Source organism: Clostridium sp. CTA-5, assembly GCF_054768135.1.
In genome coordinates, this window is the sequence record NZ_BAAAAT010000001.1 from 981541 (window position 1) to 1005720 (window position 24180).

At 28.8% G+C, this 24180-nt stretch carries 27 protein-coding genes; all 27 read right to left on the reverse strand.

Annotation, left to right across the window (positions count from 1 at the left end):
- Positions 1-360: 360 nt before the first annotated feature.
- On the reverse strand, positions 361-486 hold the full coding sequence (locus tag ACYUET_RS04525) for a hypothetical protein (protein ID WP_460278052.1): 126 nt from the start codon (positions 484-486) through the stop codon (positions 361-363).
- A 74-nt stretch (positions 487-560) separates the two neighbouring features.
- Complete coding sequence (locus tag ACYUET_RS04530) at positions 561-920, reverse strand: hypothetical protein (protein WP_460278053.1); 360 nt, start codon at positions 918-920, stop codon at positions 561-563.
- Positions 921-1190: 270 nt separating this feature from the next.
- Positions 1191-1481 carry an ethanolamine utilization microcompartment protein EutM gene (gene eutM, locus ACYUET_RS04535; RefSeq protein ID WP_460278054.1) on the reverse strand — a complete coding sequence of 97 codons (291 nt, stop codon included), beginning with the start codon at positions 1479-1481 and terminating at the stop codon, positions 1191-1193.
- 55 nt (positions 1482-1536) lie between these two features.
- The gene (locus ACYUET_RS04540) at positions 1537-2208 is read right to left on the reverse strand and encodes a phosphate propanoyltransferase (RefSeq protein ID WP_460278055.1); all 672 of its coding nucleotides are present in this window, start codon (positions 2206-2208) and stop codon (positions 1537-1539) included.
- Positions 2209-3768, reverse strand: coding sequence for an acetaldehyde dehydrogenase (acetylating) (locus tag ACYUET_RS04545; protein ID WP_460278056.1), 1560 nt, complete (start codon positions 3766-3768; stop codon positions 2209-2211). It abuts the gene before it with no gap.
- Positions 3769-3807: 39 nt separating this feature from the next.
- Positions 3808-4440 carry a BMC domain-containing protein gene (locus tag ACYUET_RS04550; RefSeq protein ID WP_460278057.1) on the reverse strand — a complete coding sequence of 211 codons (633 nt, stop codon included), beginning with the start codon at positions 4438-4440 and terminating at the stop codon, positions 3808-3810.
- A 22-nt stretch (positions 4441-4462) separates the two neighbouring features.
- The gene (locus ACYUET_RS04555) at positions 4463-5125 is read right to left on the reverse strand and encodes a cupin domain-containing protein (RefSeq protein ID WP_460278058.1); all 663 of its coding nucleotides are present in this window, start codon (positions 5123-5125) and stop codon (positions 4463-4465) included.
- A gap of 166 nt (positions 5126-5291) precedes the next feature.
- Positions 5292-5840, reverse strand: coding sequence for a BMC domain-containing protein (locus tag ACYUET_RS04560; protein WP_460278059.1), 549 nt, complete (start codon positions 5838-5840; stop codon positions 5292-5294).
- A 1-nt stretch (position 5841) separates the two neighbouring features.
- A complete protein-coding gene (locus ACYUET_RS04565; protein ID WP_460278060.1) occupies positions 5842-7170 on the reverse strand; it encodes a 4Fe-4S dicluster domain-containing protein in 1329 nt (442 codons plus the stop codon).
- Between the two features lie 17 nt (positions 7171-7187).
- Complete coding sequence (locus tag ACYUET_RS04570) at positions 7188-7451, reverse strand: EutN/CcmL family microcompartment protein (protein WP_460278061.1); 264 nt, start codon at positions 7449-7451, stop codon at positions 7188-7190.
- Positions 7448-7750, reverse strand: coding sequence for a BMC domain-containing protein (locus ACYUET_RS04575; protein WP_460278240.1), 303 nt, complete (start codon positions 7748-7750; stop codon positions 7448-7450). The genes ACYUET_RS04570 and ACYUET_RS04575 overlap by 4 nt, the downstream gene beginning before the upstream one ends.
- A gap of 15 nt (positions 7751-7765) precedes the next feature.
- On the reverse strand, positions 7766-8611 hold the full coding sequence (gene eutJ / locus ACYUET_RS04580) for an ethanolamine utilization protein EutJ (RefSeq protein WP_460278062.1): 846 nt from the start codon (positions 8609-8611) through the stop codon (positions 7766-7768).
- On the reverse strand, positions 8593-9261 hold the full coding sequence (locus ACYUET_RS04585) for a cobalamin adenosyltransferase (RefSeq protein WP_460278063.1): 669 nt from the start codon (positions 9259-9261) through the stop codon (positions 8593-8595). The genes eutJ and ACYUET_RS04585 overlap by 19 nt, the downstream gene beginning before the upstream one ends.
- Positions 9261-9713, reverse strand: coding sequence for a EutP/PduV family microcompartment system protein (locus ACYUET_RS04590; protein WP_460278064.1), 453 nt, complete (start codon positions 9711-9713; stop codon positions 9261-9263). The genes ACYUET_RS04585 and ACYUET_RS04590 overlap by 1 nt, the downstream gene beginning before the upstream one ends.
- On the reverse strand, positions 9710-10063 hold the full coding sequence (gene eutS / locus ACYUET_RS04595) for an ethanolamine utilization microcompartment protein EutS (protein WP_460278065.1): 354 nt from the start codon (positions 10061-10063) through the stop codon (positions 9710-9712). Before eutS ends, ACYUET_RS04590 begins: the two co-directional genes overlap by 4 nt.
- A 41-nt stretch (positions 10064-10104) precedes the next feature.
- The gene (gene cutD / locus ACYUET_RS04600; RefSeq protein WP_460278066.1) at positions 10105-11058 is read right to left on the reverse strand and encodes a choline TMA-lyase-activating enzyme; all 954 of its coding nucleotides are present in this window, start codon (positions 11056-11058) and stop codon (positions 10105-10107) included.
- 117 nt (positions 11059-11175) lie between these two features.
- Entirely contained in the window at positions 11176-13716 is a 2541-nt protein-coding gene (cutC, locus tag ACYUET_RS04605) for a choline trimethylamine-lyase (protein ID WP_460278067.1), read from the reverse strand.
- 50 nt (positions 13717-13766) lie between these two features.
- Positions 13767-15257 (reverse strand): aldehyde dehydrogenase family protein, encoded by a 1491-nt coding sequence (locus tag ACYUET_RS04610; RefSeq protein ID WP_460278068.1) that lies wholly within the window; start codon positions 15255-15257, stop codon positions 13767-13769.
- A 31-nt stretch (positions 15258-15288) separates the two neighbouring features.
- Positions 15289-15594, reverse strand: coding sequence for a BMC domain-containing protein (locus ACYUET_RS04615; protein WP_460278069.1), 306 nt, complete (start codon positions 15592-15594; stop codon positions 15289-15291).
- A gap of 27 nt (positions 15595-15621) precedes the next feature.
- On the reverse strand, positions 15622-15918 hold the full coding sequence (locus ACYUET_RS04620; protein WP_460278070.1) for a BMC domain-containing protein: 297 nt from the start codon (positions 15916-15918) through the stop codon (positions 15622-15624).
- A 162-nt stretch (positions 15919-16080) separates the two neighbouring features.
- The gene (locus ACYUET_RS04625; RefSeq protein ID WP_460278071.1) at positions 16081-16347 is read right to left on the reverse strand and encodes a hypothetical protein; all 267 of its coding nucleotides are present in this window, start codon (positions 16345-16347) and stop codon (positions 16081-16083) included.
- Positions 16348-17442 carry a hypothetical protein gene (locus tag ACYUET_RS04630; protein ID WP_460278072.1) on the reverse strand — a complete coding sequence of 365 codons (1095 nt, stop codon included), beginning with the start codon at positions 17440-17442 and terminating at the stop codon, positions 16348-16350.
- A 563-nt stretch (positions 17443-18005) separates the two neighbouring features.
- Complete coding sequence (locus ACYUET_RS04635) at positions 18006-18866, reverse strand: MerR family transcriptional regulator (RefSeq protein ID WP_460278073.1); 861 nt, start codon at positions 18864-18866, stop codon at positions 18006-18008.
- Positions 18867-19072: 206 nt separating this feature from the next.
- Positions 19073-20221, reverse strand: a complete 1149-nt coding sequence (locus ACYUET_RS04640; RefSeq protein ID WP_460278074.1) for a 1-propanol dehydrogenase PduQ — start codon at positions 20219-20221, stop codon at positions 19073-19075.
- Between the two features lie 288 nt (positions 20222-20509).
- Positions 20510-20974 (reverse strand): UPF0158 family protein, encoded by a 465-nt coding sequence (locus ACYUET_RS04645; protein WP_460278075.1) that lies wholly within the window; start codon positions 20972-20974, stop codon positions 20510-20512.
- A 232-nt stretch (positions 20975-21206) separates the two neighbouring features.
- Entirely contained in the window at positions 21207-22853 is a 1647-nt protein-coding gene (locus ACYUET_RS04650) for a beta-N-acetylhexosaminidase (RefSeq protein WP_460278076.1), read from the reverse strand.
- Between the two features lie 112 nt (positions 22854-22965).
- A complete protein-coding gene (locus tag ACYUET_RS04655; RefSeq protein ID WP_460278077.1) occupies positions 22966-23835 on the reverse strand; it encodes a phage replisome organizer N-terminal domain-containing protein in 870 nt (289 codons plus the stop codon).
- Between the last annotated feature and the right edge of the window lie 345 nt (positions 23836-24180).

The following is a 24180-nucleotide window of genomic DNA, read 5'->3' on the forward strand; positions in this document are numbered from 1 at the left end:
CCACTCCTTTTAATATCTCCTGCAAACATAAATACGTGAAATTATTTTATACATAAACTATATATAAATATTGCATTCTATACTTTATATATTTATAATCGTTTTTTTTATATAATTCTTTAAACTTTTTATATTTATACATTATACTAATATCTTTTGATTTTTCTGTAATATAATCCCCCTTTTTCAACAAATAATATAATTTTTTTAATTATTACTTTAATATATAAAACTTTAAATATTTTTATATAAAAGTAATAACTCCTTATCTATATTATACATATATTTAGAGATTAAAATAAGAGCTTAAATCATCTAAGCTCTTATATAAATATATACATTCTTGTTTTATTATTAAATCTACATATATTTTGAAATTATAATATCACTATCATAAGGTGTTATTCCTTGATCTACTGAAAATCTTATATTAACATCTTCTTTTTTATTTACGATTTCTCCTTGAACTCTTGCATTAATTAACAAATTAAAATACTCCAGCTTGAATTTATGCTGAAGTATTCATATAAATAATTATTAAAACATTATTTAAATTAAGATTAATCCTCTGGTGGAATTACTCTTTTATAATTTGAAAATGCAAATATTGATGTACGTTTAACAGAAGAATCCCATACATTATTATATATCCTCTCTATATCATTTCTAATTTTAGTTATCGCTTGATATATTCCACATACATCATTGTATCTTGCTATTACATAAAATTCATTGCAATATTTATTGCTTTCATAAAGTTGTAAACCAGCATAATACTCAGGATATTTTTTAAGCAAATATTTATTAAGTTTTTTAGAAAATTTTTTATATAAGCATTCTAATCCTGGTTTAACAAGAATTTTATTTACGTTATATAGTGAGTCGTAATTATCTGTACATAATACATTATAATTGTCCATAATTTTTATCTCCTACCAAGATATTTTCTTTTGTATTATATATTATGTAATTTAGAAAAAATTGTTACTATTTTTATCTTATAACTGTATATCATAAAACTTATCTTCTATAAACTAAATTCTATCTAAAAATTAATTTGTTCTTATTTTTTATTATTATATTAAACTTACTTTATATAACTACACTTTAAACTCTAATTCAAAAAATGGATGTATCAAAAATAAATTTTAACACATCCATTTTACTATTTAAGTATTTTTGACTATTCCTTATTTTGTAATTTCTTTAGTTGATGGAAGAATAACTTCTACTTCAGAGTGTGGACGAGGAATAACGTGAACTGATACTAATTCCCCAACACGTTGTGCAGCAGCAGCTCCTGCATCAGTAGCAGCTTTTACAGCGCCTACATCTCCTCTTACCATAACTGTTACTAATCCACCACCAATATATTCTTTACCAATTAAATAAACATTTGCAGCTTTAACCATAGCATCTGCTGCCTCAATTGAACCAACTAATCCTTTTGTTTCTATCATTCCTAATGCATCAAATTTCATTTTAAATTCCTCCTAATTTCTTGATTATTTTTTATATACTATAAAATTTTTATATTTAATTTATATTTAACTTTTTCTGTTTTACAATTTTAATTTTTGATTTTGAATTAATATTCATAGCATTTGCTTCTTCTATATCTATATGACATTCTAAAAAAGATTCATCATTAGCTCTAACAGCCACATTACTGTAAATACCACCTCTTAAATCATCAAACTGAATAGATACTATCTCACCATCAAAAACATTAAAATGTTTTGCATCTTTTGGTGTCATATGAATATGCCTTTGTGCAACTATAAGTCCTTCTTGAAGCTGTACTGACCCTTTGGGTCCAATTAAAGTTATCCCTGGAGTTTTGCTTAAATTTCCAGATAATCTTGTATGAGGTGCAACACCTAAACTAAAACAATCTCCTGCTAATACCTCTACTTGTGATTTACTTCTTACAGGCCCAAGTATTCTAACCTTTTCTATAGCACCCTTAGGTCCACAAATTGTTAATGTTTCTTTACAAGCATATTGACCTGGTTGTGACAATTCTTTCAATTTTGTCAATTCATAGCCTTCTCCAAATAAAAGTGGTAAATCTTTTTTCGAAAGATGTATATGTCTATTTGAAATACCTACTGGAATTTCCCATTTATCCTTTTTTTCTTCTGCTTTGGCCAAATTGGCTTGTACAGTTTCCAGTAAAAGTTTCAATATAGCTTCACATTCATCCATCTACGCTTCCCCCTTCATAGCCTTAACTAATTTATTTATCATATCTAAAAGTTCTTCATTACTAGCACTTTTAATTTTATCTGTATTAATACATTTTGATGCAGCTGCATATTGATCAGGACTTAATGTTTTACATTCATTATGATTAGTAAAACAATCATTGTCTTTTATTATAGACTTAAAAGATAAATCATTTTCAGCTAATGTAGAACAATCTTTTAAACCATAAGCAACTTTTTTCCTATTAATTAAATGCATTGGAGTAACATTTTCAGATACTGAACTTCCACCCCAAGTACCACATCCTAATGTAAATGATGGCATTAAACCTGTACTAGCTCCTGTTCCTCCTTGACTTCCACCTGTATTAACTAAAATACGTGATGCAGGTTTTCTAGCAAACTTTCTTACTATATCATCATCTTCAGTATGAATACTCATTGTATGTCCTATTCCATTTTGAAGTAATTTTATACTTAATTCGCATGCTTCATGCCAATTTTTAACTTTATAAAAAGCAAGTACTGTTGTAAGCTTTTCGAAAGACAATGGATATCCATCTCCAACACCTTTTTGCTCTCCTATTAGCACTTTAGTTTCATCTGGAATACAAATTCCTGCTGCTTCTGCTATAACTTGTGGTGTTCTTCCAACAAATTTTGCATTCATACTATGACCATTCTTAAATAACAACCTACAAACCTTATCTGTTTCTTCAGTTGTCATAAAATATCCACCTTGTTTTTTTAATTCTTCAACAACTGTATCATGATTACATTCTTCACATATAATAGATTGTTCTGAAGCACAGATTGTACCATTATCAAATGTCTTACTTGCAATAATATTTCTTATTGCTTTTTCAACATCAGCAGTTCTTTCTATATATGCTGGTGAATTTCCAGCACCAACACCAAGAGCTGGTTTTCCTGCACTATAAGCTGCTTTTACCATTCCTGGGCCACCAGTTGCTATTATTATAGAAACTTCTTTACTCTTCATTAATTCATTTGTGGCTCCAATTGTTGGGGTTGTAATACATCCAATAATATTAGCTGGAGCTCCTGCTTCTATTGCTGCTTCATTCATAAGTTTTGCTGTCTTTATTGTGCATTTTGATGCTGATGGATGTGGTGAAAATACAATTGCATTACGAGATTTAATTGCAATCATTGATTTAAAAATAGTAGTTGATGTTGGGTTTGTTGATGGTACAATCCCCATAACTAGTCCAACTGGTTCTGCAAGTTCTATTAATTTATTTTCTTTATCCTCATTTATTACTCCTATAGTTTTCATGTCTTTAATTGAATTATATAATACAGTAGAAGCTAAATGATTTTTATATGTTTTATCACAAACCTTACCAAATCCTGTTTCTTCTACTGCCATTTCAGCTAATTTTAATGAATTTTCTTGTGCAACTTTAACCATGTTGCGTAAAATTCTATCAATTTGTTCTTCAGTATAATCAGCAATTTTTTCCGCTGCAACTTTTCCTAAACGAGCAAGATTTCTTGCTTCTTGTATTGAACACAAATCTCTATCAAAATTCTCCATATCAATTACTCCTTTTTTAATTGTATTTGTGTATTAAAGTTACTCGTAATATGTTTTAAATTCTCTTATCAATAGCTTTTTACTTGCTTTTGAAATTTTTCCTCCTGTAACTTTAAAATCATCATATTGATTAGCTAGTGCTCTAAGTTTTGATACTTTAAGCTTAGATAATATCTTAATAGTTTCATCTATTCCTTTTGTATTTACTAAATCGTCTACATCAGATTTTTTAATATTGTCTAAATCAAGTTCTAATTTATATTCTATATTATTAGATAAACTATCATCTTGTTTTAAATCTATTTCTTTTAATGTTTGTTCTATATAATCCTCTTTTTTGTTTGTTACATTATTAAAATCTTTAGTATCTAGCAAACTTTTAGATTCTTTTAATGGCTCTTTAAGTCCAATTATACTATTTAACTCTTCATGAGGACGTGGTATAACATGATCAGAAACTAATAAAGTACTATCTAATTTTTTTATAGCTACTACACCTGCCTCTACTGCTGCTTTTACTGCACCTACATCTCCAGTTACTGCAACAGAAACAAGACCTCCTCCTACATAAGTTTTTTCTAAAAAACTTACATTTGCTGATTTAAGCATTATATCTGCACCTTCAATAGCAGCAATTAATCCTCTTGTTTCTATTAACCCAAGTGCTTGCATAATCTACGCCTCCAAAAGTTTGTTATAAAAGATCTGCCCAATTAGCAGGATATGTCACATAAAAAACCTTTGCTTTATTAGGTGATCCCCAAACTACTTTTGATCCTGATGGTACAAATAACACATCACCTTTACATACAGTAAATTCTTTTCCATTTATTTTAATAGTCAAAGTTCCTTCAATAACATAATCTATTTCTTCATAATTAAGTTCCCAATCAAAATGAGAATTTTCTATAGTTAAAAAACCTGCACTCATTTTTGATTCATTCTTACTAATTAATTCTTGATAATAAGCTTTTACATTAGGATCTCCTGTATCAAATACATCCATTTTGACAGTATTTCCTCTTATAACTTTGAGTCCACTTGAATCACATTCACAAATATAAGGAGTATTTTGTTCTTTACTTAAATGATTTATTAATTCACTCAGAACTCCTTTATCCATTAATAACTTAAAAGCTTTAAAAATTGTTTCAAAATCCATTTCTTCATTACTACTTATTTTTTCCTTTTCAACATGTTCTTCTTTTATTAGAAGTTCTGTTGAAAATAATATACCATTAGATTTGGCTAGATCTTTAGCTGAAGGAGTTATAATTACATTATCATCAACATAAAATTTATTTTTTCCTTCTTTTATAAATTCTTGAAGATCTTTTGCACAAATCAATTTTTTCATGTTCTCACACCCTTTCATTTATACTTATATATTGCAATTTAAGTTCTACATTTATTTAAATAATCTTGTTAAAGATAATTCAATATTAAATTCAAAATTTAATTGTAGAAATCATATTACAACATATATATTTAATTAATAATTTTATTTAAATCTTATACTAAATTTATAGTAAAGAATCTATTAATCTATTAGATGGTGACGGTATTACTTCTGAATTTACTAATAATCCTTTTTCCTCTGCAATTTCTTTTCCTGCTTCAATTCCAGCTTCAACAGCAGCAACATCTCCTGTAAATGTAAAGAATGATTTTCCTCCTAAGCCTGTTCCTAATCTAAGTTCTAAAGGTTCTAAATTAGCCGCTTTTAATATAGCATCTGCTGCTATTATCATAGTAGCTAACGAAAATGATTCCATAATTCCAAGTGCTTGTATTGTCTCTGGCATCGTTGCTCCTGTTATTGATGGAAATACTAACGGACTAACATTTGGTATAATCATAGAGTCTACCAAAAATTCTCCTGCAATTTTTTCACCAACAGTTACTGATTCATTAACAGCAGCAACATCTCCATGAACTATAGCAATATACTTTCCTGGACACACTGAACTAGCAGTAACTATTTCAACCTCAGAAGTTTTTAACATTTGATCTGTTGCATAAATTCCTCGTGCAATGCTTATAAATTCAACCATTCCTATTGCATTTGCCATCTTAATCCCCCCTTATAGCGATAAATTCATTTTCAATTTGTATTACTGTGCCTGAAATACTTGAATGAATTGTAGCACCTAAACTTTTTTCTGGAATTTGTCCTATTATCTCTCCCGCTCCAACATGTTGCCCTATATGTACACAACACTTTGAAGGTGCACCTACATGCTGTTGAGTTTTAATATATATTGTTTCAGATTCTATTAATTCATCTACCATAGGAGCTGGTTTATCAAACTCTTTTAATCCTAATCTTGCTATAAGCCTTTTACTTGGAACCAATCTGTACTCTCTTGATTTTCTTGCCTCAAATGTTTCTTTAATTGGTTTATATCTAATGTTTTCACTTAAAAGCTTTTGTTTAAAATACATATTTGAAGCTTTTGGATAAAGTCCTGCTGGACAAGAAAACAACTCACATAAATTACATTGACAACATAATTGTGCAATTTTTTGTCCTTCTGTATTATTTAAATCATATGCCATTGCTCTCATCATTTTATGTGGCTGAGTAGCATGTCCAAGCAAAAATCGTGGACACATATCTGTACACATACGGCATTGTTCACAAGATGATCTATTTACTCTTTTTGCTTGATCCATAGTAACAGACTTTTTGCGAATTAATGAATGATTCTTTTTTAATATCACAAAGCCCTTATTTTTCTTTGAAACATATCCATTTAAATCATTCATAACTGGCCCCATCATTGGACCTCCATCAATGACTGCATAATCTTCAAAATTTTCAATTCCACTAAGTTTTAATACATCGATAATAGGCGTTCCTACTAAAACTTTAACTGTTTTTCTACAAGGAATATCTCCTGCAAGTGTTATATATTTTTCAGTAACAGCCTTTCCTATTGATGCATTGTATATATTAAGAGCTGTTTCACTGTTTACTACTACACAACCAACCTGAATAGGTATTCCTACTTCTGGAACCACTCTTCCTGTAAGTTCATAAACAAGAACTTGTTCATCACCTGTTGGATAAATATCTGGTAATTCCTTCACCTCAATAACATCTGATAATTTTAAATTATTAATTCTATCATTTAAAATCTTAATTACTTTTTTGTGTTTTCCTTTAATACCAATAATCCCTTTTGTTGCTTCAACTATACTTCTAGCAGCCTCAAACCCTTTTATTATTTCATCTGGAAAAAACTCCATCAACTGTTGGTCAACTCTTAAAAGAGGTTCACATTCTGCTCCATTTAGAAGTATATACTCAGCCTTTGATGCTAATTTAGCATACGTTGGAAAACCAGCTCCTCCTGCACCTATAACACCAGCATCTCTTACCATATCTAAAAGACTCATTTTTATACCTCCTGAATCTATCCAAAATTACAATCCTCATCAATTATTCCAACAACAACTGCATCTACCGGAATATTGTCATCACCTAGCATTCTTCGTGCTGAAGATCCTGTACAAACAATAACTCTATCACCTATACCAGCACTTATTATATCTACCACTACCATCCTTCTTCCTTCTGTAGTTCCACCAATTTCTTCAGCTAACATAAATTTAAATCCATTAAGAAGTTCTGATTTTCTAGTTGCCCATACATTATCAATTAGTCTTGCTATTATCATAAAAACTTTCCTTCTTCCATTTTTAGCTTAATTTCTTTAACTGCGGACTCAACCGATGCTGTATCTCCAAATATTCCAATCAACACCATATGTTGTGGACAACATCCTCTGATATCTTCAACGGTAACTCCAACAGCTTTTTCAGCTATGTCAGCTGCATAAATCATATCTATAATTTTACCTTGTACAAGACCAATTGCATCAATCATGCTTAAGTCTGTTTTACTACTTGACCCTATACGCTTTCTAAGAATATCTATTGTACTCTCAGAAGGTGATTTTATGATTCTAAAATCCACCATTTATCACTTCCCCTATTCTATGATATCTTTTGTACAACTAAGAGCTATTCCTAAAGGAGTAACAAACATTGGATTATAAGGCTTATGAGTATATATTCCTGTTTGTTTTTGAATAATACCCTCTATTCCTTTTAAACAGCATGTACCACCAACTAAAGATATTTCATTAACATCATGTCCATCTATATGCTTATTTATAATTGAAGCTACCTTTTCAACAACTGGTCTTAATACTGGCAATAATTCCTTATGTCTATTATTATCTCTTTTGTATTTGTCAGCATCTGCAAAATCCATCCCATATGCACCAGCAATTACTAATGAAAAGTGAGTTCCACCAGTTGGCTCATCAGCAATATAAACTACTTCTCCATTTTTTAATATAGATATTCCTGTTGTTCCACCACCAATATCAACAACAGCTCCATTTTGAATTTTAAGGACAGCATTTGCTGCTGTAGGTTCATCTAATAAACTTGTTAATTCAAATCCAGCAGATTGTACAACATTTTTAATTGCTCCTGAATCTAATGCATCTGTTCCTGGTGGTATTGCTGCTGAGGCATAAATAAGTTCTGTTTCTAATTTTTCTTCAATTTCTTCTTTTAATTCTCTAACAATTCTAACAGCACCAATATAATCTACAACCATTCCATCTTTTACAACATCAGCATATCTATATGCACCCGCCACCGGATTATAGTTTTCATCTAAAACTGCTAACACTATACAAGCTGTTCCTAAATCAACACCTGTATAATATATAGATGTTTCATTTTTAATTGGATTTTTTATAACTTCTTCAAATTTTTCTACAAGATTATCACAGTATTCAAAAGTTAATTTTTTCTCTGACATCTTTCCCCTCCAATAGTTAAACAAATTAATTGTGATAATGAATTAATAATAAAATTAATATTTTTTATAATTTCATTTACTAAATCATTATTGTTTTGATAACTCTGAGCTATAAATTCATTAGCTTCTCTAAGGAGACATCTTAACATGTTTAATTTTAAAATTTCTTCTCTCTTTTCAAGTTGCATATGGAACTCTGTAATCTCAAAACAATCATCTATATCATCACAAAAATTTTCTATTTTTATTCCAGTGCATTCTTTACAAAGTGGTTTTTCAAAATTGCATATTCCTTTTATAGAATTTCTAATATTAACAATTTTCTTTTCTAAATCAATGATAGCTTGTGCTAAAAAAATATCTTCTTTTATAAATTCACTACCAGTTATAAGAAATAAAGATTCTATTGATTTTAATTTTAAATAAACTTTTTTATTTATATTTGCATTATTTTTTAATATTTCACTATTACTTTGTTTAAAGCTTTCATTATTACCTATTGTGAGTTCAGTTATTAATTTTATGCCTTTATCTGATAAGTATTGATGTGCTCCAGGTGTAAGCCGCTCTCCTTGATTTAATTTGTACATACTAAAAGCTTCTTTTTTATATAAAATCCTTAAATATTCTTCAGTAATAAATTTCATCATTAGCCCCCTTTACTTTTATTTTTAAACAAATAATTTTTCAAATCATCAATACCTGTTCCATTAGAAAAACTAATATGAAAATATGGTTCTGAAACTCCTATCATTTTTAATTGCTTTAAGCACCTTTCTTTATTTTCAGGGTTTAAATCACATTTGGTTATTACTCCTATTACAGTACATTTAAATAACTTTCCAAAACCATGTGAATAAACCTCTATAGCTCTAGATTGATCAATTAAAATCAAAATATGAGATGCATTTTGTGATAAAGCAATTACATGCTTATACATCCAGGTATTTTCTATATAAGCTCCTGGAATATCTATAGTATTTTTTCCATAAATAATATCTTGAGTTTTCTTTAGTGAACCATTATAATCATTAAAAAAATTAACTAATGTTGTTTTTCCACAGTTTGAAGGGCCTATCACCATTATTCGTTTCTTTTTCATGTTCTTGTGATGGGAGCTTGAGTAAATCCAAGTAAATTTTTTAATGTATCATTAACTGAAGTAAGCGCCGTTTCCACACTTTCTACATCACCATTTATAACAACAGAACCTGTAAAACGATCTAAAAACCCTATTTCAACATCTGCAACTTTTGTTGCTATATCTGCTGCTATAATAGCTGTTTCACATGGTGTTAAAGTTAATATTCCAATAGCACCTTTATCATCAATTCCTAAGCGTTCATATATATCTGGCATAGGTGAAGCAATAATATGAGCTATTGTAATTTGTTTTCCTGGAACTGACTCCTGTATAACTCTTTCAATATCTTTTTTAAAAACCTCTCCCATATACCTTACCTTCCATCTTATTTTCTATCTTTTAACTTTATTTAATGACGAATTACTTTAACAGATAAGTCGTGTTCTTTAATAAAATTCTCAATTTTATCTAAATCATCATTACTTAAACTAGGATCATCTTTAATTTGATACTCAATTCCAAGCTGATTATACTTATTTACTCCCATTTTATGATATGGAAGCAAATCCACTCCTTTTAAATTTTTATACTCTTTAAATGGATTTAAAAATTCTATTACATTTTCAATATCTTCTTTACTATCATTTACTCCTTTTAATAAAGGCATACGAATTTTAACATTATATTTTCTTTTTAAAAGCTCCTTTAGATTTTCTAGAATTTGTTCATTTCTTACTCCAGTCCAATAAAAGTGCTTTTCTGGATCAATAAGCTTTATATCAAACAGAAATAAATCTGTAAATTCTGCAACCTTAAGTACTGTTTCTAATGAAGCATAACCACAAGTTTCTATTGCAGTATTTATTCCTTGCTGTTTACAAGCCATTAATAAATTTGTAGCAGCTTCAGGTTGCATTAAAACTTCACCACCACCTAAGGTTACTCCTCCACCTGAAAGATCATAAAATGCCCTATCTTCCTCAACAATCTCTAAGAGTTCTGATATAGTTTTTACTTGACCAACTATAGATAATGCTGATTCAATACAAGATTCAGCACATCTTCCACATCCAACACACTCAATATTGCGATTAATTTCATGTTGTAATGTTTCGTCTGAAATACTATGTATTCCAACTGGACAGGCTTCAACACAAGCACCACAATTAACACATGAGTTATGTTTAAACATTACTCTATATCTTTTTAACATTCCTTCAGGATTTGCACACCATTTACATCTTAAAGGACAACCTTGAAAAAATATAAGAGTTCTTACTCCTGGTCCATCGTACATATTATATTTTTGTACATTAAATATTGTTGCTTTTCGTTCAATCATCCCTAAATTAATATTTCCCATAGTATTCAAATCTCCAATTTTATTTATTCTAACCTTATCTAACTTTGATTTTTTAACTTTATCATTAGCATGACTAAAACCACTCCAGCGATAAAAATTTTAGTTAAAAGTTAGATTTTAAAAATGTGTCAACATAGTTCTACTTATAATTTCATCTTGAACATCTTTACATAGCTCAACAAAATATGCACTATATCCTGCAACACGAACAATTAAATCACGATATTGCTCTGGATGTTTTTGAGCTTCAATTAAAGTATTATTGTCTAAATAGTTAAACTGAACTTCTCCAAGTCCAAGAGCACATGCTGTACGTAACAATGTTATTATTCCATCTTCTCCCTCGCTTGTATCAAGTAATCCTGACATAAGTTTGAAATTGTGAACCATACCTATGTTCATATTGTCACATGCCATCTTAGAAACAGATTTTATTATAGATGTAGGTCCCTTATAATCTGCTCCTTGTGATGGACTTATACCATCTGATAATGGCATCCATGCTTTACGTCCATTAGATGTAGCACCTGTTAATTGACCAAATGGAGTATTATTAGAAATAGATAATGTACCATGGCTAAGAACTGAATATAATGTCTTATATTTACGATGCTCCATTTCTGTAAAGTTTATTAAATCTGCTGCAATATAATCTGCATAATCTTCATCATTACCGTACTTAGGTGATTCTAAACAATCTTTTCTAAGCTTTTCATATCCTTCAAAGTTAGCCTTTAAAGCTTCATTTAATTCTCTTAAAGTATACTTTTTCTCTTCAAATACTAACTTCTTAATAGCTGCCATAGAATCTGTATAAGTTGCAAGTCCACTCCATACTACTCCTGGTCCAAAATTATACATAGCGCCACCTGCTTCTACCCCTCTACCTTTTTCCATGCATCCTTCATACATAATAGACATAAGAGGCTTTGGTGCAAGATTTTTATGAACACGTTGCGAAATTACAGTAGCAACACTTGTCCATTTAGTAATGTATTTTATTTGTTCCTTAACAGCATATTCAAACTCTTCATAAGTTTTAAAGCTATCTATATCTCCCATGTTAGGACAAACTTGTTTTCCATACCAAAGTGGAACACCATTATTAAGTGCAAGCTCTATACATATAGGCCATTGAGTATATGCAGTTGATGTCCATTGATATAATCTTCCTGCTTTTTGTGGTTCAACGCATCCCATTAAACAATAATCCCTAGCATCTTCAATAGAAACACCTTTAGCTAACATCATTTTTATATGAATATCATCAAAATGACACGCTGGGAATCCCATTCCTGCACGAACAACATCAACAATTTTCTTTAAATATTTTTGTGGTGATTTGTTATGAATACGACAAGCTAATGATGGTTGATAAATCTTAACATGCCTTACAGCATCCATAAGAAGATAAGTTAATTCATTTGTTGCATCTTTTCCTTGTCTATCAACTCCACCAACACACATATTAACAAATGGTTGATATCCTGCAAAAAATTTAGAACCACCTTCGCTTGTAATCCACATCATTTCAGACATCTTTATAAGCATACAACCTGCTAATTCAAAAGCCTCAAAATCAGTTATTCTTCCTGACTCAATATCCGCTTTATAAAATGGATACATATATTGGTCAACACGACCTATAGACATACCTGTTTGATTTTCTTCTACTACTAATAACGACTCAATAGTCCAAACTGCTTGAATAGCTTCCCAAAATGTACTTGGTTTATGAGCTGGAACTCTAGCATTAATCTCAGATATCTTTTTTAATTCAGCTTTACGTTTAGGATTAGTTTCATTTTTAGCTAATTCAGAAGCATATTTAGATAAACGCTTAGCATAAATCATAACACCTTCAGTGGTATCAATAATTGCCTTATAAAAATAAATCTTTTCAATATCCTCTGGATTTTCATAATTAAGTTTTTCTAAATGTTCTTTAGCTTCTTTTTGAATATCTAGCATACCTTTTTTCATTAAAATAACATCATATCCTGGATTTGAATCCCCTCCACCATTAATAGCATGATATGAACAATCAGAAACAAACGATTCACCTGATAATTCCCAAACACCTGCTTCACGATATTGGTCTTCACAATATTCATCAACAGATTTGCCTTGCCAATAAGGAAATAATTCCTCACGCATAATTTTTTTATCTTCCTCAGATATATAAAATGGATCTTGAGCACGATTGCCTATAGTGTCTATTTCATCAACCATCCATCTCCATGCTATATCGGGTGAAAATGCTCCTGCACGTGGGGCTCCACATGGTGCTCCAACTATTAATTCATTATCTTGAATTAATAAAGGTGCAGTTTCACAACAATATCTAAAACATTTAGCTCTTAATAAAATCTTAGGCATTCCTGGATTTTCTTTAGCTATTTTAGTTATTGCTCTTGCACGATAAGTCGTAATTGATGGAACTTGTTTTAAATAATTATCTTTTAATTTCTTTAAACGATTTGTTATTCCATCAGGAATTTTATCTCCTTCATCACATACTTTATGCTCTAAAACTTCTTCTTTTTTTATAATATCTTTTGAAACACTCTCAAACATTCTCATCAAACATTCTCGTTCTTCAGTAGACATTTTTTGAGTGGCTTCTATAAACTTATTTGAAAATTCACTAATATCCAAACTATTACCTCTCATTCTTTAATGTATTTCAGATTTATAATCTGATTTTATTATTTAAATTCCTTAATAACCTCTTTTAAAATACTCTGTAAAAATTCAACATTGTTTAAATCATACTTTTCTAAATTCCCTTTATTATTTAAAACTGAACTTTTATCAGATAATTCTTTATTAATAATTTCACTTATTTTTCTAACTCCATAACCAACTTTACGAATATAAATTAAATTCATTGGTGAAACATTGTCTGATGTCATTCCATGTCCTGCAGAACCACTTCCTAATGTCATCGCAGGAAATAAATTAGTAGTTGCACCCATACTTCCAAATGAAGCTGGAGTATTTACAAGTACTCTTCCTACTGGTTTCTTCAAAGCAAATTGACGAATTACTTCTTCATCTTTTGAGTGTATTACAAGTGTATGTCCTTGTTTTTCACTAAGTAATAACTCAATACATTTTTCACAAGCATGCATCCAATCATCCTCAATATAATAAGATAAAACTGGACAAAGTTTTTCTCTTGAATAAGGATTATCTTTTGCTACATATCTTTGCTCGCACATTAAAACCTTTATATTTTTATCAACATTAAATCCTACTTTTTTAGCTAAATACCATGCTGATTTACCGACTAATTCATTATTTGCTCGTCCATCTGAATGATAAAATAGTTTTCCTAACTCAGCGCTTTCTTCTTTTGTCATAAAATAAGCACCATTATCTTGCAGTTCCCTTTTCACTTCGGATGCAATCGGACTATCAACAACAATTGATTGCTCAGCAGCAGAAACAAGACCATAATCAAAAGTTTTACTATCTATAATATCTCTTACAGCTTGTTTTATATCAGCTGTACGTTCTATAAATGCAGGCCCATTACCTGTACCACCATAAATTACTGGTTTACCTGATTTATAAATAAGCTTTAATAAAGTAGGTACACCCGTATTCATTATTAATGAGCTGTCTTTATGACTAACTAATTCTTTTGTTCCACTTTTAGTTACATTATGAAGATATGCAAGTGCTCCTTCTGGCAATCCATATCCTTCTGCAGCTCTAATTAAAATATCTAATGTTTTACTCATTGCATTCCTAGCTCTTGGATGTGGTGAAAATATAATAGCATTTCCAGATTTTATTGCAATCAATGCTTTATATATAGTTGTTGAAACAGGACTTGTTGATGGACATAATGCAATTATTACCCCCATAGGAACACCTACATCCATAGTCATGTTTTCATTATCTTCACTAATTATGCCTACGCATTTCATATTTTTTAACCTGTCACGTAGATACTTACAAACAAATCTGTTCTTTATACACTTATCTTCCCATTTTCCATAATCAGTTTCTTCGCTTGACATAGTTGCAAGTTCAGAAATATGCTTTTCAATTTCTTCTGTCATGCGTTCAACAATTTCATCAAGTTTTTCTTGAGAAAATGTTGATAACTTTCTTTGAGCTTCTCTAGCATTTTCAACAAGAATTCTAGCTTCTTGCATGGAGAGTAAATCATTATCAATTGTATTCATATACTTCTCTCCTTTTCATCTAATATATTACTTAACCTAATAAATTTTCTATTTTATAACGCTTAATAATCTTTTCTAAATCTGGATGTGGACTTGCTATAACAACAGAACTATATACATTTCCATTTTCCATATTATTAACTGCTTGTACCCCTGCTTCTACAGCTGTTTTACATGCTCCAACATCACCACGAACTAATACTGAAATATACCCCGAGGCAACGTTTTCATATCCTATAAGTTCAACATCTGCTGCCTTACACATGGCATCTGCTGCTTCCAAAACAAAAACTAAACCAAAAGTTTCTATAAGACCTAGAGCTTCATACCTAGTCATCTCTTTAACCCTCTCTTTTATAAATGTTTATGAGTCAATATCATGTACTGAAACAATGTCTCCAACTTCTCTAATAGGACGTGGCATAACATTTTTAGCAGTTAACTTTCCTATAGCACTAGCTGCCTCTGCACCTGCTTCCACAGAAGATCTTACTGCTGCAACATCGCCTTTAACCATTATTGTAACAAGTGTTGAACCTACATTTTCATATGAAATTAATTCAACATTTGCAGCCTTTAACATCTTATCTGCTGCTTCAAGTGCTGGTACTAAACCAACTGTCTCTACAAGACCTAAAGCTTCTTCACCATAATATCTCATTTTTTTCCACCTCTCGTTTTTTAAGTTAAAAGCCTAAAGATTATTTAAATAGATAATAACTTTTCAGAGTAGATTTTCTTCTCTCATCCTAACTTAGCTAAATTATAATTCCTTCCCTTTAGTGGAAGGTCAATACCTTTATTAATAAATATTTATTAATTTTTAATCCTTTATATATTTGTTTATTGTAGCTGCTCCTTCTCCATGAGCATGATAATAAACTCTTAAAACTCCTTCATCATCCATTTCAAACCTTGTTTCTTCAAGTAATCCATTTGCTTCTGCTGTCATTAATGCAGTAATTACATCTTTTCTGTTAAGAGCTCTAAAATTGCCATATTCATCTTCTAAAGCTCTTATTACATCTTCTGCACAGGCTTCTTCTACTTTTGTAAAGTATTTTAAAATTGCATAATTAAGTGGTTTCATTTAAGCCTCCTCCTTCTTTTTAAATAAATCTAATGGATTCATAGCTATTGTTAATATTCCAAATATCATTAATATAGCTGAAATCCAAGCAATAGGAGGTAAGTTCCAACCATCCATTTTGCAAAATACTCCAAGTACTATCCAACAGCAAAATGGTCCCCAAAATGAATAAGTTCCATTACATGCCATTCCAAGTGCTGCTCCACACATACTATTACCGTTATACCAACACATATATGAGACAAAAGCACAAAGACCACTTATAGCAAAGCAAATCATAGCTGGTCCACTTGTAAATGCTTGGACTACTAACTTAGTTGAAAAGCCAATTCCATCTCCAAATATCATTCCAAAAATAGGAACTAAAATTATTAAATTTGAAAGACCTGATGTTGCTTGACGAATAGTTATACCAATTTCCGAGTCTATCATTGATGTACCATATCCAGCCACACACCCTTCAAATCCCCACCCTAAAGCAGCAATAAAAGCAATACATATTCCCAAAAACATGCCTTCTGGTGCATCACTACCGATACTTGTACTACCAATCATAAAACTAGATAAAACACAAATAGAAATTCCAAGCATCATACGCTTGTTCAATTCTTGTTTAAATAATACTCTACCTAAAATTGCTCCAATTGCTGGGCAAAGTGCTGTAATAGGAATAACAATTGAACCTGCCATTTGTAATCCAACAACATAAGCTGTACTTGCAATTGGTCCTCCTATAAGTGCTGCTAAAATCATAACACCACCTGGAGTTGTTTTTATACATCTAAAAAAGTCTCCTATTTTTCCTCTTAAAGTAGCATAGCTTATAGCCCAAATAGCACTACATGTATCATTTACTGCACTACCTAGCGCGCCTAATAAATAAGTAATAACAAGTACAGATAATCCTGATGTATTTTCGCCATACCAATCCGCCCAAACTCCTCTACTCATACCAAGTGTTAAAAACGCTGAATAAAATCCATACATTACAGCTGAAAATAAAGCAATTGAAATACCTTTTCTAAAAAAGTCAGATGCTAACTTTTTCTTAGCAGCAACCGCAGATGCACTAGCACTTGTTGATATTTCATTCATAAAATAAAACTCCTTTCGATTTTAAATCTTCTTATCATTAATATAAATTTATAATGATCATATTTATTAAGGGATTTAAAGTGTAGAAATACACCATTTTAAATGTTTACTGTATAAATTTATACAATGCAACCATTTTATAATATATACAGTAAACAAATTATATAGGGTTTTAAATTTGTTATATTTTATGGACATTTTATTTAATTTTGAAATTACAGAATAACTTTTCATCTTTTATTTAATACTATATTTTAAAACATAGGTTTACTTAAACAGGTATTCCTATATTTATTTAAATTATAACTCTCTCCCCTTAGGGGAAAGTCAATAAATTATCTAGTATAAAAAGCAATTTAAATTTAAAATATCTTAATATCATTTAATTAATTTGTTTTTATACAAATTCTGTTAAAATTCAGTTTTTTTCATCTAATTACGTAAAGAAATTTTTAACAAAAAATAAAAGATTATAATTTCAAAAAATCTATCTTTTGAAATTTAATCTTTTATTCGTTAAATTATTCTATTTTATATTTGAATATATTATAAATACATTCCCCTTAGGGTAACGTTTTCATTTGTTTGGTATTCTTTTTCTTGTTAATTTTTATAATAACTTCAGTTACAAATTGATTAGCATTTTTAGTTGTCCAATAATCTGTTACATATCTTTCATAAGTTACATTATCACATTCATATTTATTGTCTTCTGCCCATTTTATCATTTTATTATAAGTTCCATTAAGCGTTTCATGAGTTCCTATATGATAGCATGAAAGTGCCATAAATCCTCCAAATTTAATAGTTTTATTCTCATTGCATTTTAAAATCAAATTCTGCATTATTGTTATTTTATTACAACTTCCATTTATCTTTTCTTTAAATGAAGGAAACTTTATTATAACAGGCCCTGTTATTGCATTACTTATACTTTCTATATAATTTGTAAATTCTATATTTATTATGGATTCAATATAATTATAATTAAAATTTTGATTTAAATAAACCATTTCACAAGGTTTAATATATTTTACACACACTTCTTTAATATCATTTTCTATTACTGTTTGTGCTTCTACAATAAGATTATACCAGTCTTTTATTGATTTAATCTTTAAATTTAATTCTTTTTCTAAATCTTTTAATTCTTGAATTTTATTTCTAAAACTCTTTTCAAAAACCGAGTATTTTTTTCCATCTAATAAATTTTTCATTTCCTCAAGCTTAAAACCACTTTGTTTATAATACTTTATCATCGGAACAGATAATAATGTTTTTTTACTATAATATCTATATCCATTTTCATCAGATACTTTATCTGGACATAATAACCCTTTTTTATCATAATATCTAAGTGTTTTTTTTGATAAATTACATATCCTTTCCACTGTTCCTATACAATACAAGTCATCTTTTCTCATAAAATACACTCCCAATCCCACAGTATTTTGTGTAAAAACATAAATTACTTATAACCCTTTTGTATTATTTTACTTAAAAGTAATATTATTTGCAATTTCTGAAAACACTATATATTTTTACGATGTTTGTTTATCTGTCCCAAAATCAAAAATACCTAATATATTAGATAAGTCTCTAATATATTAGGTAAACTTCTACTTAACATTTAGTTAATTCCCTTAATCTTATTTATAATACTTAATAAATCTTCTTTAGTGGTTTCTCTTGGATTACATGAAGTACATATATCTTTCATAGCAGCATTAATAAGTTCTTCTTTTACTTGTTCTAATAAATTTAAATCTACACCTTGTTCTTTTAATGTTGTAGGAATATTTAATTTTTTTTGTAATTCAACAATGTGTCTAATTAAATTATTAACTCCAATATTTACTGTAGAAGCATGAAGATTTAATATCTTAGCAATCCTTTGATACTTTTTAGCAGCTATTTCATATTCTTTATTATAAAAATTATTATTAAGCTTAGCATTAAATTCTATTATATGAGGTAATAATATCGCATTACTTCTTCCATGTGATATATGTAATTTTCCTCCCAAAGCATGTGCTAAACTATGTGTAATTCCAAGCCCTGCTGAATTAAATGCCATTCCTGCTAAACAAGAAGCATTATGAATTTTTTCTCTAGCTAAAAGATTATCTCCATTTTCAAAAGCTTCAGATAAAAACTTAAATGCTAAGGATATTGCTTTTTCTGCTAAAGCATCTGAAAAATCATTAGCATTTTTTGAAACATAAGCTTCTATAGCATGTGTAATAACATCCATTCCTGTATCTGCAGTAATAGTTTTAGGTACAGATGTAACCAATTCTGGGTCAAGTATTGCAACCATTGGTAAAAGTGCTTTATCCGCTAAAGCATATTTTAATCCTTTATTTTTATCTGTTATTACTGCATATTCAGTAACCTCTGAACCAGTCCCACTTGTTGTTGGGATTGCGAAACATTCTTCTACTTCATAATTAGAATCTAGAATTTTTTTTGAATATTCCCTAATTGCCTTAGCTGCATCAATTGATGAACCACCACCAAGAGCTATTATAATCTGTGCATTACAATTTTGTAATGTTTGAATACCAGCAGCAATAATTTCTACTGGTGGATCAGGTACTATCTCACTAAATACTGTTATCTTACAATCAACTAACTTCTCCTGTATTTTTGAAGTCATTCCTGAAGATTCTATGAATTTATCACATACAATCATCACTCTTTTATTTTTCACTTCGTTTAATCTACTTAAAGCGCCTTCTCCAAAATAAACATTTGTACTAATACTAAATTCTTTCATATATACTCTCTCCTAATTTTTAAATTTATAAAATATGAATGATTTAGTTATTCTTTAATTTATAATACAATGATTATTACATAATTTTATCCTTAAACTATGTTTTTATTTTAAATTCATATTAAACTTAAATTGTATTAAAAATACTTTTTCATAAGATCATATATAAATTTAAACATAATATAAAAGTATAACAGATCAAAATCCCTATTGGTTAATTATAACACCTTTTTGTAAATGTATACAACTAGAAACATATTTAATATTTAAGTAAGTATATTTTTAAAATTAGCTATATTCTATATTATTTTTTTCACACCAATTAATAGCTAATTGATATTCAGCTTTCTCCCTATACTCATACCAATCACTAAGACGCTCAATACTTTCAATATATTCTCTTAATTTACGCATTGAATATTCTTTTTGTACTTCTTCTAATTTCTTATCTTTAAAATTTTCATCACTTAAAGACTTACAAAACTCTACCATCATTGCATATTCATTAATCTCATCTTTATTGGGTAATTGAATATAATCTTCAAAGTTTTCTTTTAAATCATATAAACAACTTATCAATTCTCTTTCCCATTCTTCAAAGCTTTCAAGATTATTAATATCATCTGCTTTATAATTTGAAGTACTTTCATCTTCAACATATATAATTATACCTGTATGCTTATTATAATAATGAGTCAATAAATCTCCTTCAAATTCTATTGCCTCTATTACATCCTTTAAATCAACTTGCATGCTTTTACTCCTTAAATTGTATTAAATTTATACTTTTGTTTAAATTATATTACAATTATAAACTATAACCCATTTACATAAAACATTTATTATATATGTTGCAATAATAATTTTCAATAAATCAAATAACTTAGTATATTATTTTGCCTAAAATTTCAATTTGCAACATAATATATATGAAAATTTAAAACTATAAATTAAGATCTATTTATTTGTATCTTTTTTATGATAATTACTTTTTATTATCTGTCCATATGTTAGTATCATTATAATAATTTATTCCTTGATTTTTCATTCTTTCATCATGTTTTTCTAACCTAATCTTATATTCATTCCAATCTCTATTAGTTTTAGGTGTCCAACCTATTTCAGCATAGCCTAACAATCTTGGATATATCATATAGTCCATAGCTTTTGTATCAGAAATTGTTTCTGTCCATAATGGTGCTTCTATACCTAAAACTAATTCTTTTGGTGAATAATCAGTAGGATCCCATTTATATGCAGTTTCAACAGGAATATAACCAGCCCATGCTAATCCATATGGTGTACTCTCATTATATTTCATATCTAAATAAGCTTTTTGTGCAATTGAAATAATCATTTTCATCTTTTTTTCTCTAGCAGCTTTGTTTGAATCCTTCCAATTTTGCAATATTACACTTGAATTTATTTCTGGTGATGTATCAATTGGATCATAACCTATTGGAGTTTTTCCGTACTTTTGAGCTATTTTAGATACTCTTCCTACAAAGTAATCATAATCTGCCTTTTTAGTACTATTTGCTTCATCCCCTCCTATATGAATATACTTTGAATGTGAAATTTCAGAAACTTCCTTAATTACATCATCAATAAATTCATATGTCTTTTCATTATCAGTCATAAGAGAACTAAACCCTACATCTGTTCCTGTATATAAAGGCTTTCTTTTACTATCTTTATTTAAAAATCCATAGGATGCTAATGCTGCATTACTATGACCTGGCATATCAAATTCAGGAATTATTTCTACATATCGCTCTGATGCATATTTAACTAAATCTTTAAATTCTTCTTGAGTATAATATCCTCCTTTTCCACCACCGACTTCTGTACTTCCACCTATAGCAGTTAAATCTGGATATTTTTTTATCTCTAATCGCCATCCTTGATCATCACTAAGATGCAAATGAACCTTATTTATTTTGTATTGAGCTGCATGATCTATTTGACGTTTAATTTCATCTACAGTAAAAAAGTGCCTAGCCACATCAATCATTAATCCTCTGTAAGCATATTCAGGTTTATCCTCTATTGTTACAACTGGAATGCTCCATTCAACATCATTAACCACAGCGTTTTTTTCAATAGTCGGTGGAAATAATTGTCTTACTGTTTGAACTCCTCTTGAAATTCCTTCTGGTTTATACGCTATAATTTTAATGTTTTCAGGAGTAGTTATAAGTGTATAACCCTCATTTCCTTGATTTTTATCTGAGCCTATAGTTGTTAAATAAATGCCACCTTTTTTCCCTTCTTCTCCTTTAATAATATTTAGTTCAAATCCTGTTGAAGTCTTTAATTTTTCTTTTATAAATTCCGCAATTTTACCAATCTCTTCAGTTTCTTTTTCATTATTTCCTTTCACATAAATCGTAGCATCTTTTGTAAGTACAAATTTACCCTCACCCTTTTTATAACTTAGAGGCTTTGGAATAATATCATTACTATTGTTTTCTTGGGCAAAAACTACTTTTGATTCATTGTATCCTTTAAAAATCATTGTTACAGAAACAGTTATTAATACTAACACTATTATCCTTATATATTTAAACTTTGTCTTTCTATTATGTCTAGTCTTCATTATTTCACCATCCTTACATATTTTAAAATACATGATTTTTTGTAATACATTATTATTCAAATTACTAAATTAGTTTTAAACCTTTATTATTATTTTATAACCTAAGATAGCTAAGTATATGCATACTCATATCAAATTCATATATTTAAAAACTAAAGAATTTAACTACTTCACCCTCAATCTTTGGATTTTCTTCCCACTCACACATTTCACCCAAACAATCATCATCATCTATTTTAAAAATCTCACTATCTTTTTCTTTATCTTCCTTAGCACTATTCTTTGTTTTTTTATTCTTCTTACTTATTTTCTTATTTTTCTTCTTATCTACTAATAAATTCTCACTAAATTCTAAATCTTTAGTACTACTAAATTGTTTCTTTTGCTCTTTCTCATATATATTATTTAAAATAGTATTTTCATTTTGATCATTTTTAAATTCTATAATTTTCTTTTCTTTCTCCAACTCATCTTCACTTTTAATCTTCTTTTCACGTTCTTTTTCATTTTCTTTTAAAGTTTGCTTTTCTAAATCTTTCTTTTCCTCAGTTTTATCTTTTCTATCTATACTTGGAGTGATATTTTTAAATTCTTCTTCCATATACTCTTTATTTTCTGATTTTTGATATGATAAATTTTCTTTATCATTAAATTCTATACTATTATCTTTAGTTTCTATTTTATCCTTAACCTTAATATTTTGATGCTTTGCAAAATTTCTTATCTTATAAACATTACTCTCAGTTAATTCAACCATCTCTAAGTCTTTAAATACATTTAATGCTAAGCTGATCTTTTCAACACTTCTATTAAACTCTATTGATAAAGTTTCTTCTGTATATGGAATATTTTTTGACATATATAATTTTCCTTCTAAATTAACTTTACCAGCTAAAGCTAATAATCTAGTCCAAATGTAATGAATAACATCTCTTTCTTCCATCCTATCTATTATCTTAAACTTAGTGTCCTCATACATATCAACTCTTAATTTAACAAATTTTCTATCTCTCATCCTTAACAACCCCTTTTAAATTTATATTACTAATTAAAAATTATGTATTTTTTATCTTTTCAATTAATATATATGCTTTAAAAAGAAATTTTCTATATAAAATCCAAAATTTTTTAAATTTATTTTTGGCTATATTTTAAGTTAATGTTGATATTGTAGTATAAACAGACTTCTAAGCATTAGATAAAGCTTGTCTTTGACTAATGCTTAGAAGTCGTTATCCATGAGCGTGTAGCTGTTATGAATTTACAGATACTAGCTATCGGATAAAGCTCATATTTAATGAAGTTTTACTTTAAAAACTTTAAATAAAAAACACCTACATAAATGAATTACCTCCTGTCA

What these genes read in the sequence shown, in the direction of transcription:
- ACYUET_RS04615 (WP_460278069.1), bottom strand. Translation starts at nt 15,594, where the DNA reads ATGACTAGGTATGAAGCTCTAGGTCTTATAGAAACTTTTGGTTTAGTT.
- ACYUET_RS04625 (WP_460278071.1), bottom strand. Translation starts at nt 16,347, where the DNA reads ATGAAACCACTTAATTATGCAATTTTAAAATACTTTACAAAAGTAGAA.
- ACYUET_RS04610 (WP_460278068.1), bottom strand. Translation starts at nt 15,257, where the DNA reads ATGAATACAATTGATAATGATTTACTCTCCATGCAAGAAGCTAGAATT.
- ACYUET_RS04530 (WP_460278053.1), bottom strand. Translation starts at nt 920, where the DNA reads ATGGACAATTATAATGTATTATGTACAGATAATTACGACTCACTATAT.
- ACYUET_RS04590 (WP_460278064.1), bottom strand. Translation starts at nt 9,713, where the DNA reads ATGAAAAAGAAACGAATAATGGTGATAGGCCCTTCAAACTGTGGAAAA.
- eutM (WP_460278054.1), bottom strand. Translation starts at nt 1,481, where the DNA reads ATGAAATTTGATGCATTAGGAATGATAGAAACAAAAGGATTAGTTGGT.
- ACYUET_RS04560 (WP_460278059.1), bottom strand. Translation starts at nt 5,840, where the DNA reads ATGGCAAATGCAATAGGAATGGTTGAATTTATAAGCATTGCACGAGGA.
- cutD (WP_460278066.1), bottom strand. Translation starts at nt 11,058, where the DNA reads ATGGGAAATATTAATTTAGGGATGATTGAACGAAAAGCAACAATATTT.
- ACYUET_RS04620 (WP_460278070.1), bottom strand. Translation starts at nt 15,918, where the DNA reads ATGAGATATTATGGTGAAGAAGCTTTAGGTCTTGTAGAGACAGTTGGT.
- ACYUET_RS04565 (WP_460278060.1), bottom strand. Translation starts at nt 7,170, where the DNA reads ATGAGTCTTTTAGATATGGTAAGAGATGCTGGTGTTATAGGTGCAGGA.
- ACYUET_RS04645 (WP_460278075.1), bottom strand. Translation starts at nt 20,974, where the DNA reads ATGCAAGTTGATTTAAAGGATGTAATAGAGGCAATAGAATTTGAAGGA.
- ACYUET_RS04650 (WP_460278076.1), bottom strand. Translation starts at nt 22,853, where the DNA reads ATGTATTTTAAAATATGTAAGGATGGTGAAATAATGAAGACTAGACAT.
- ACYUET_RS04540 (WP_460278055.1), bottom strand. Translation starts at nt 2,208, where the DNA reads ATGGATGAATGTGAAGCTATATTGAAACTTTTACTGGAAACTGTACAA.
- ACYUET_RS04550 (WP_460278057.1), bottom strand. Translation starts at nt 4,440, where the DNA reads ATGCAAGCACTTGGGTTAATAGAAACAAGAGGATTAATTGCTGCTATT.
- ACYUET_RS04585 (WP_460278063.1), bottom strand. Translation starts at nt 9,261, where the DNA reads ATGATGAAATTTATTACTGAAGAATATTTAAGGATTTTATATAAAAAA.
- ACYUET_RS04570 (WP_460278061.1), bottom strand. Translation starts at nt 7,451, where the DNA reads ATGATAATAGCAAGACTAATTGATAATGTATGGGCAACTAGAAAATCA.
- eutJ (WP_460278062.1), bottom strand. Translation starts at nt 8,611, where the DNA reads ATGTCAGAGAAAAAATTAACTTTTGAATACTGTGATAATCTTGTAGAA.
- eutS (WP_460278065.1), bottom strand. Translation starts at nt 10,063, where the DNA reads ATGGGAGAGGTTTTTAAAAAAGATATTGAAAGAGTTATACAGGAGTCA.
- ACYUET_RS04655 (WP_460278077.1), bottom strand. Translation starts at nt 23,835, where the DNA reads ATGAGAGATAGAAAATTTGTTAAATTAAGAGTTGATATGTATGAGGAC.
- ACYUET_RS04630 (WP_460278072.1), bottom strand. Translation starts at nt 17,442, where the DNA reads ATGAATGAAATATCAACAAGTGCTAGTGCATCTGCGGTTGCTGCTAAG.
- ACYUET_RS04640 (WP_460278074.1), bottom strand. Translation starts at nt 20,221, where the DNA reads ATGAAAGAATTTAGTATTAGTACAAATGTTTATTTTGGAGAAGGCGCT.
- ACYUET_RS04555 (WP_460278058.1), bottom strand. Translation starts at nt 5,125, where the DNA reads ATGAAAAAATTGATTTGTGCAAAAGATCTTCAAGAATTTATAAAAGAA.
- ACYUET_RS04635 (WP_460278073.1), bottom strand. Translation starts at nt 18,866, where the DNA reads ATGAGAAAAGATGACTTGTATTGTATAGGAACAGTGGAAAGGATATGT.
- ACYUET_RS04545 (WP_460278056.1), bottom strand. Translation starts at nt 3,768, where the DNA reads ATGGAGAATTTTGATAGAGATTTGTGTTCAATACAAGAAGCAAGAAAT.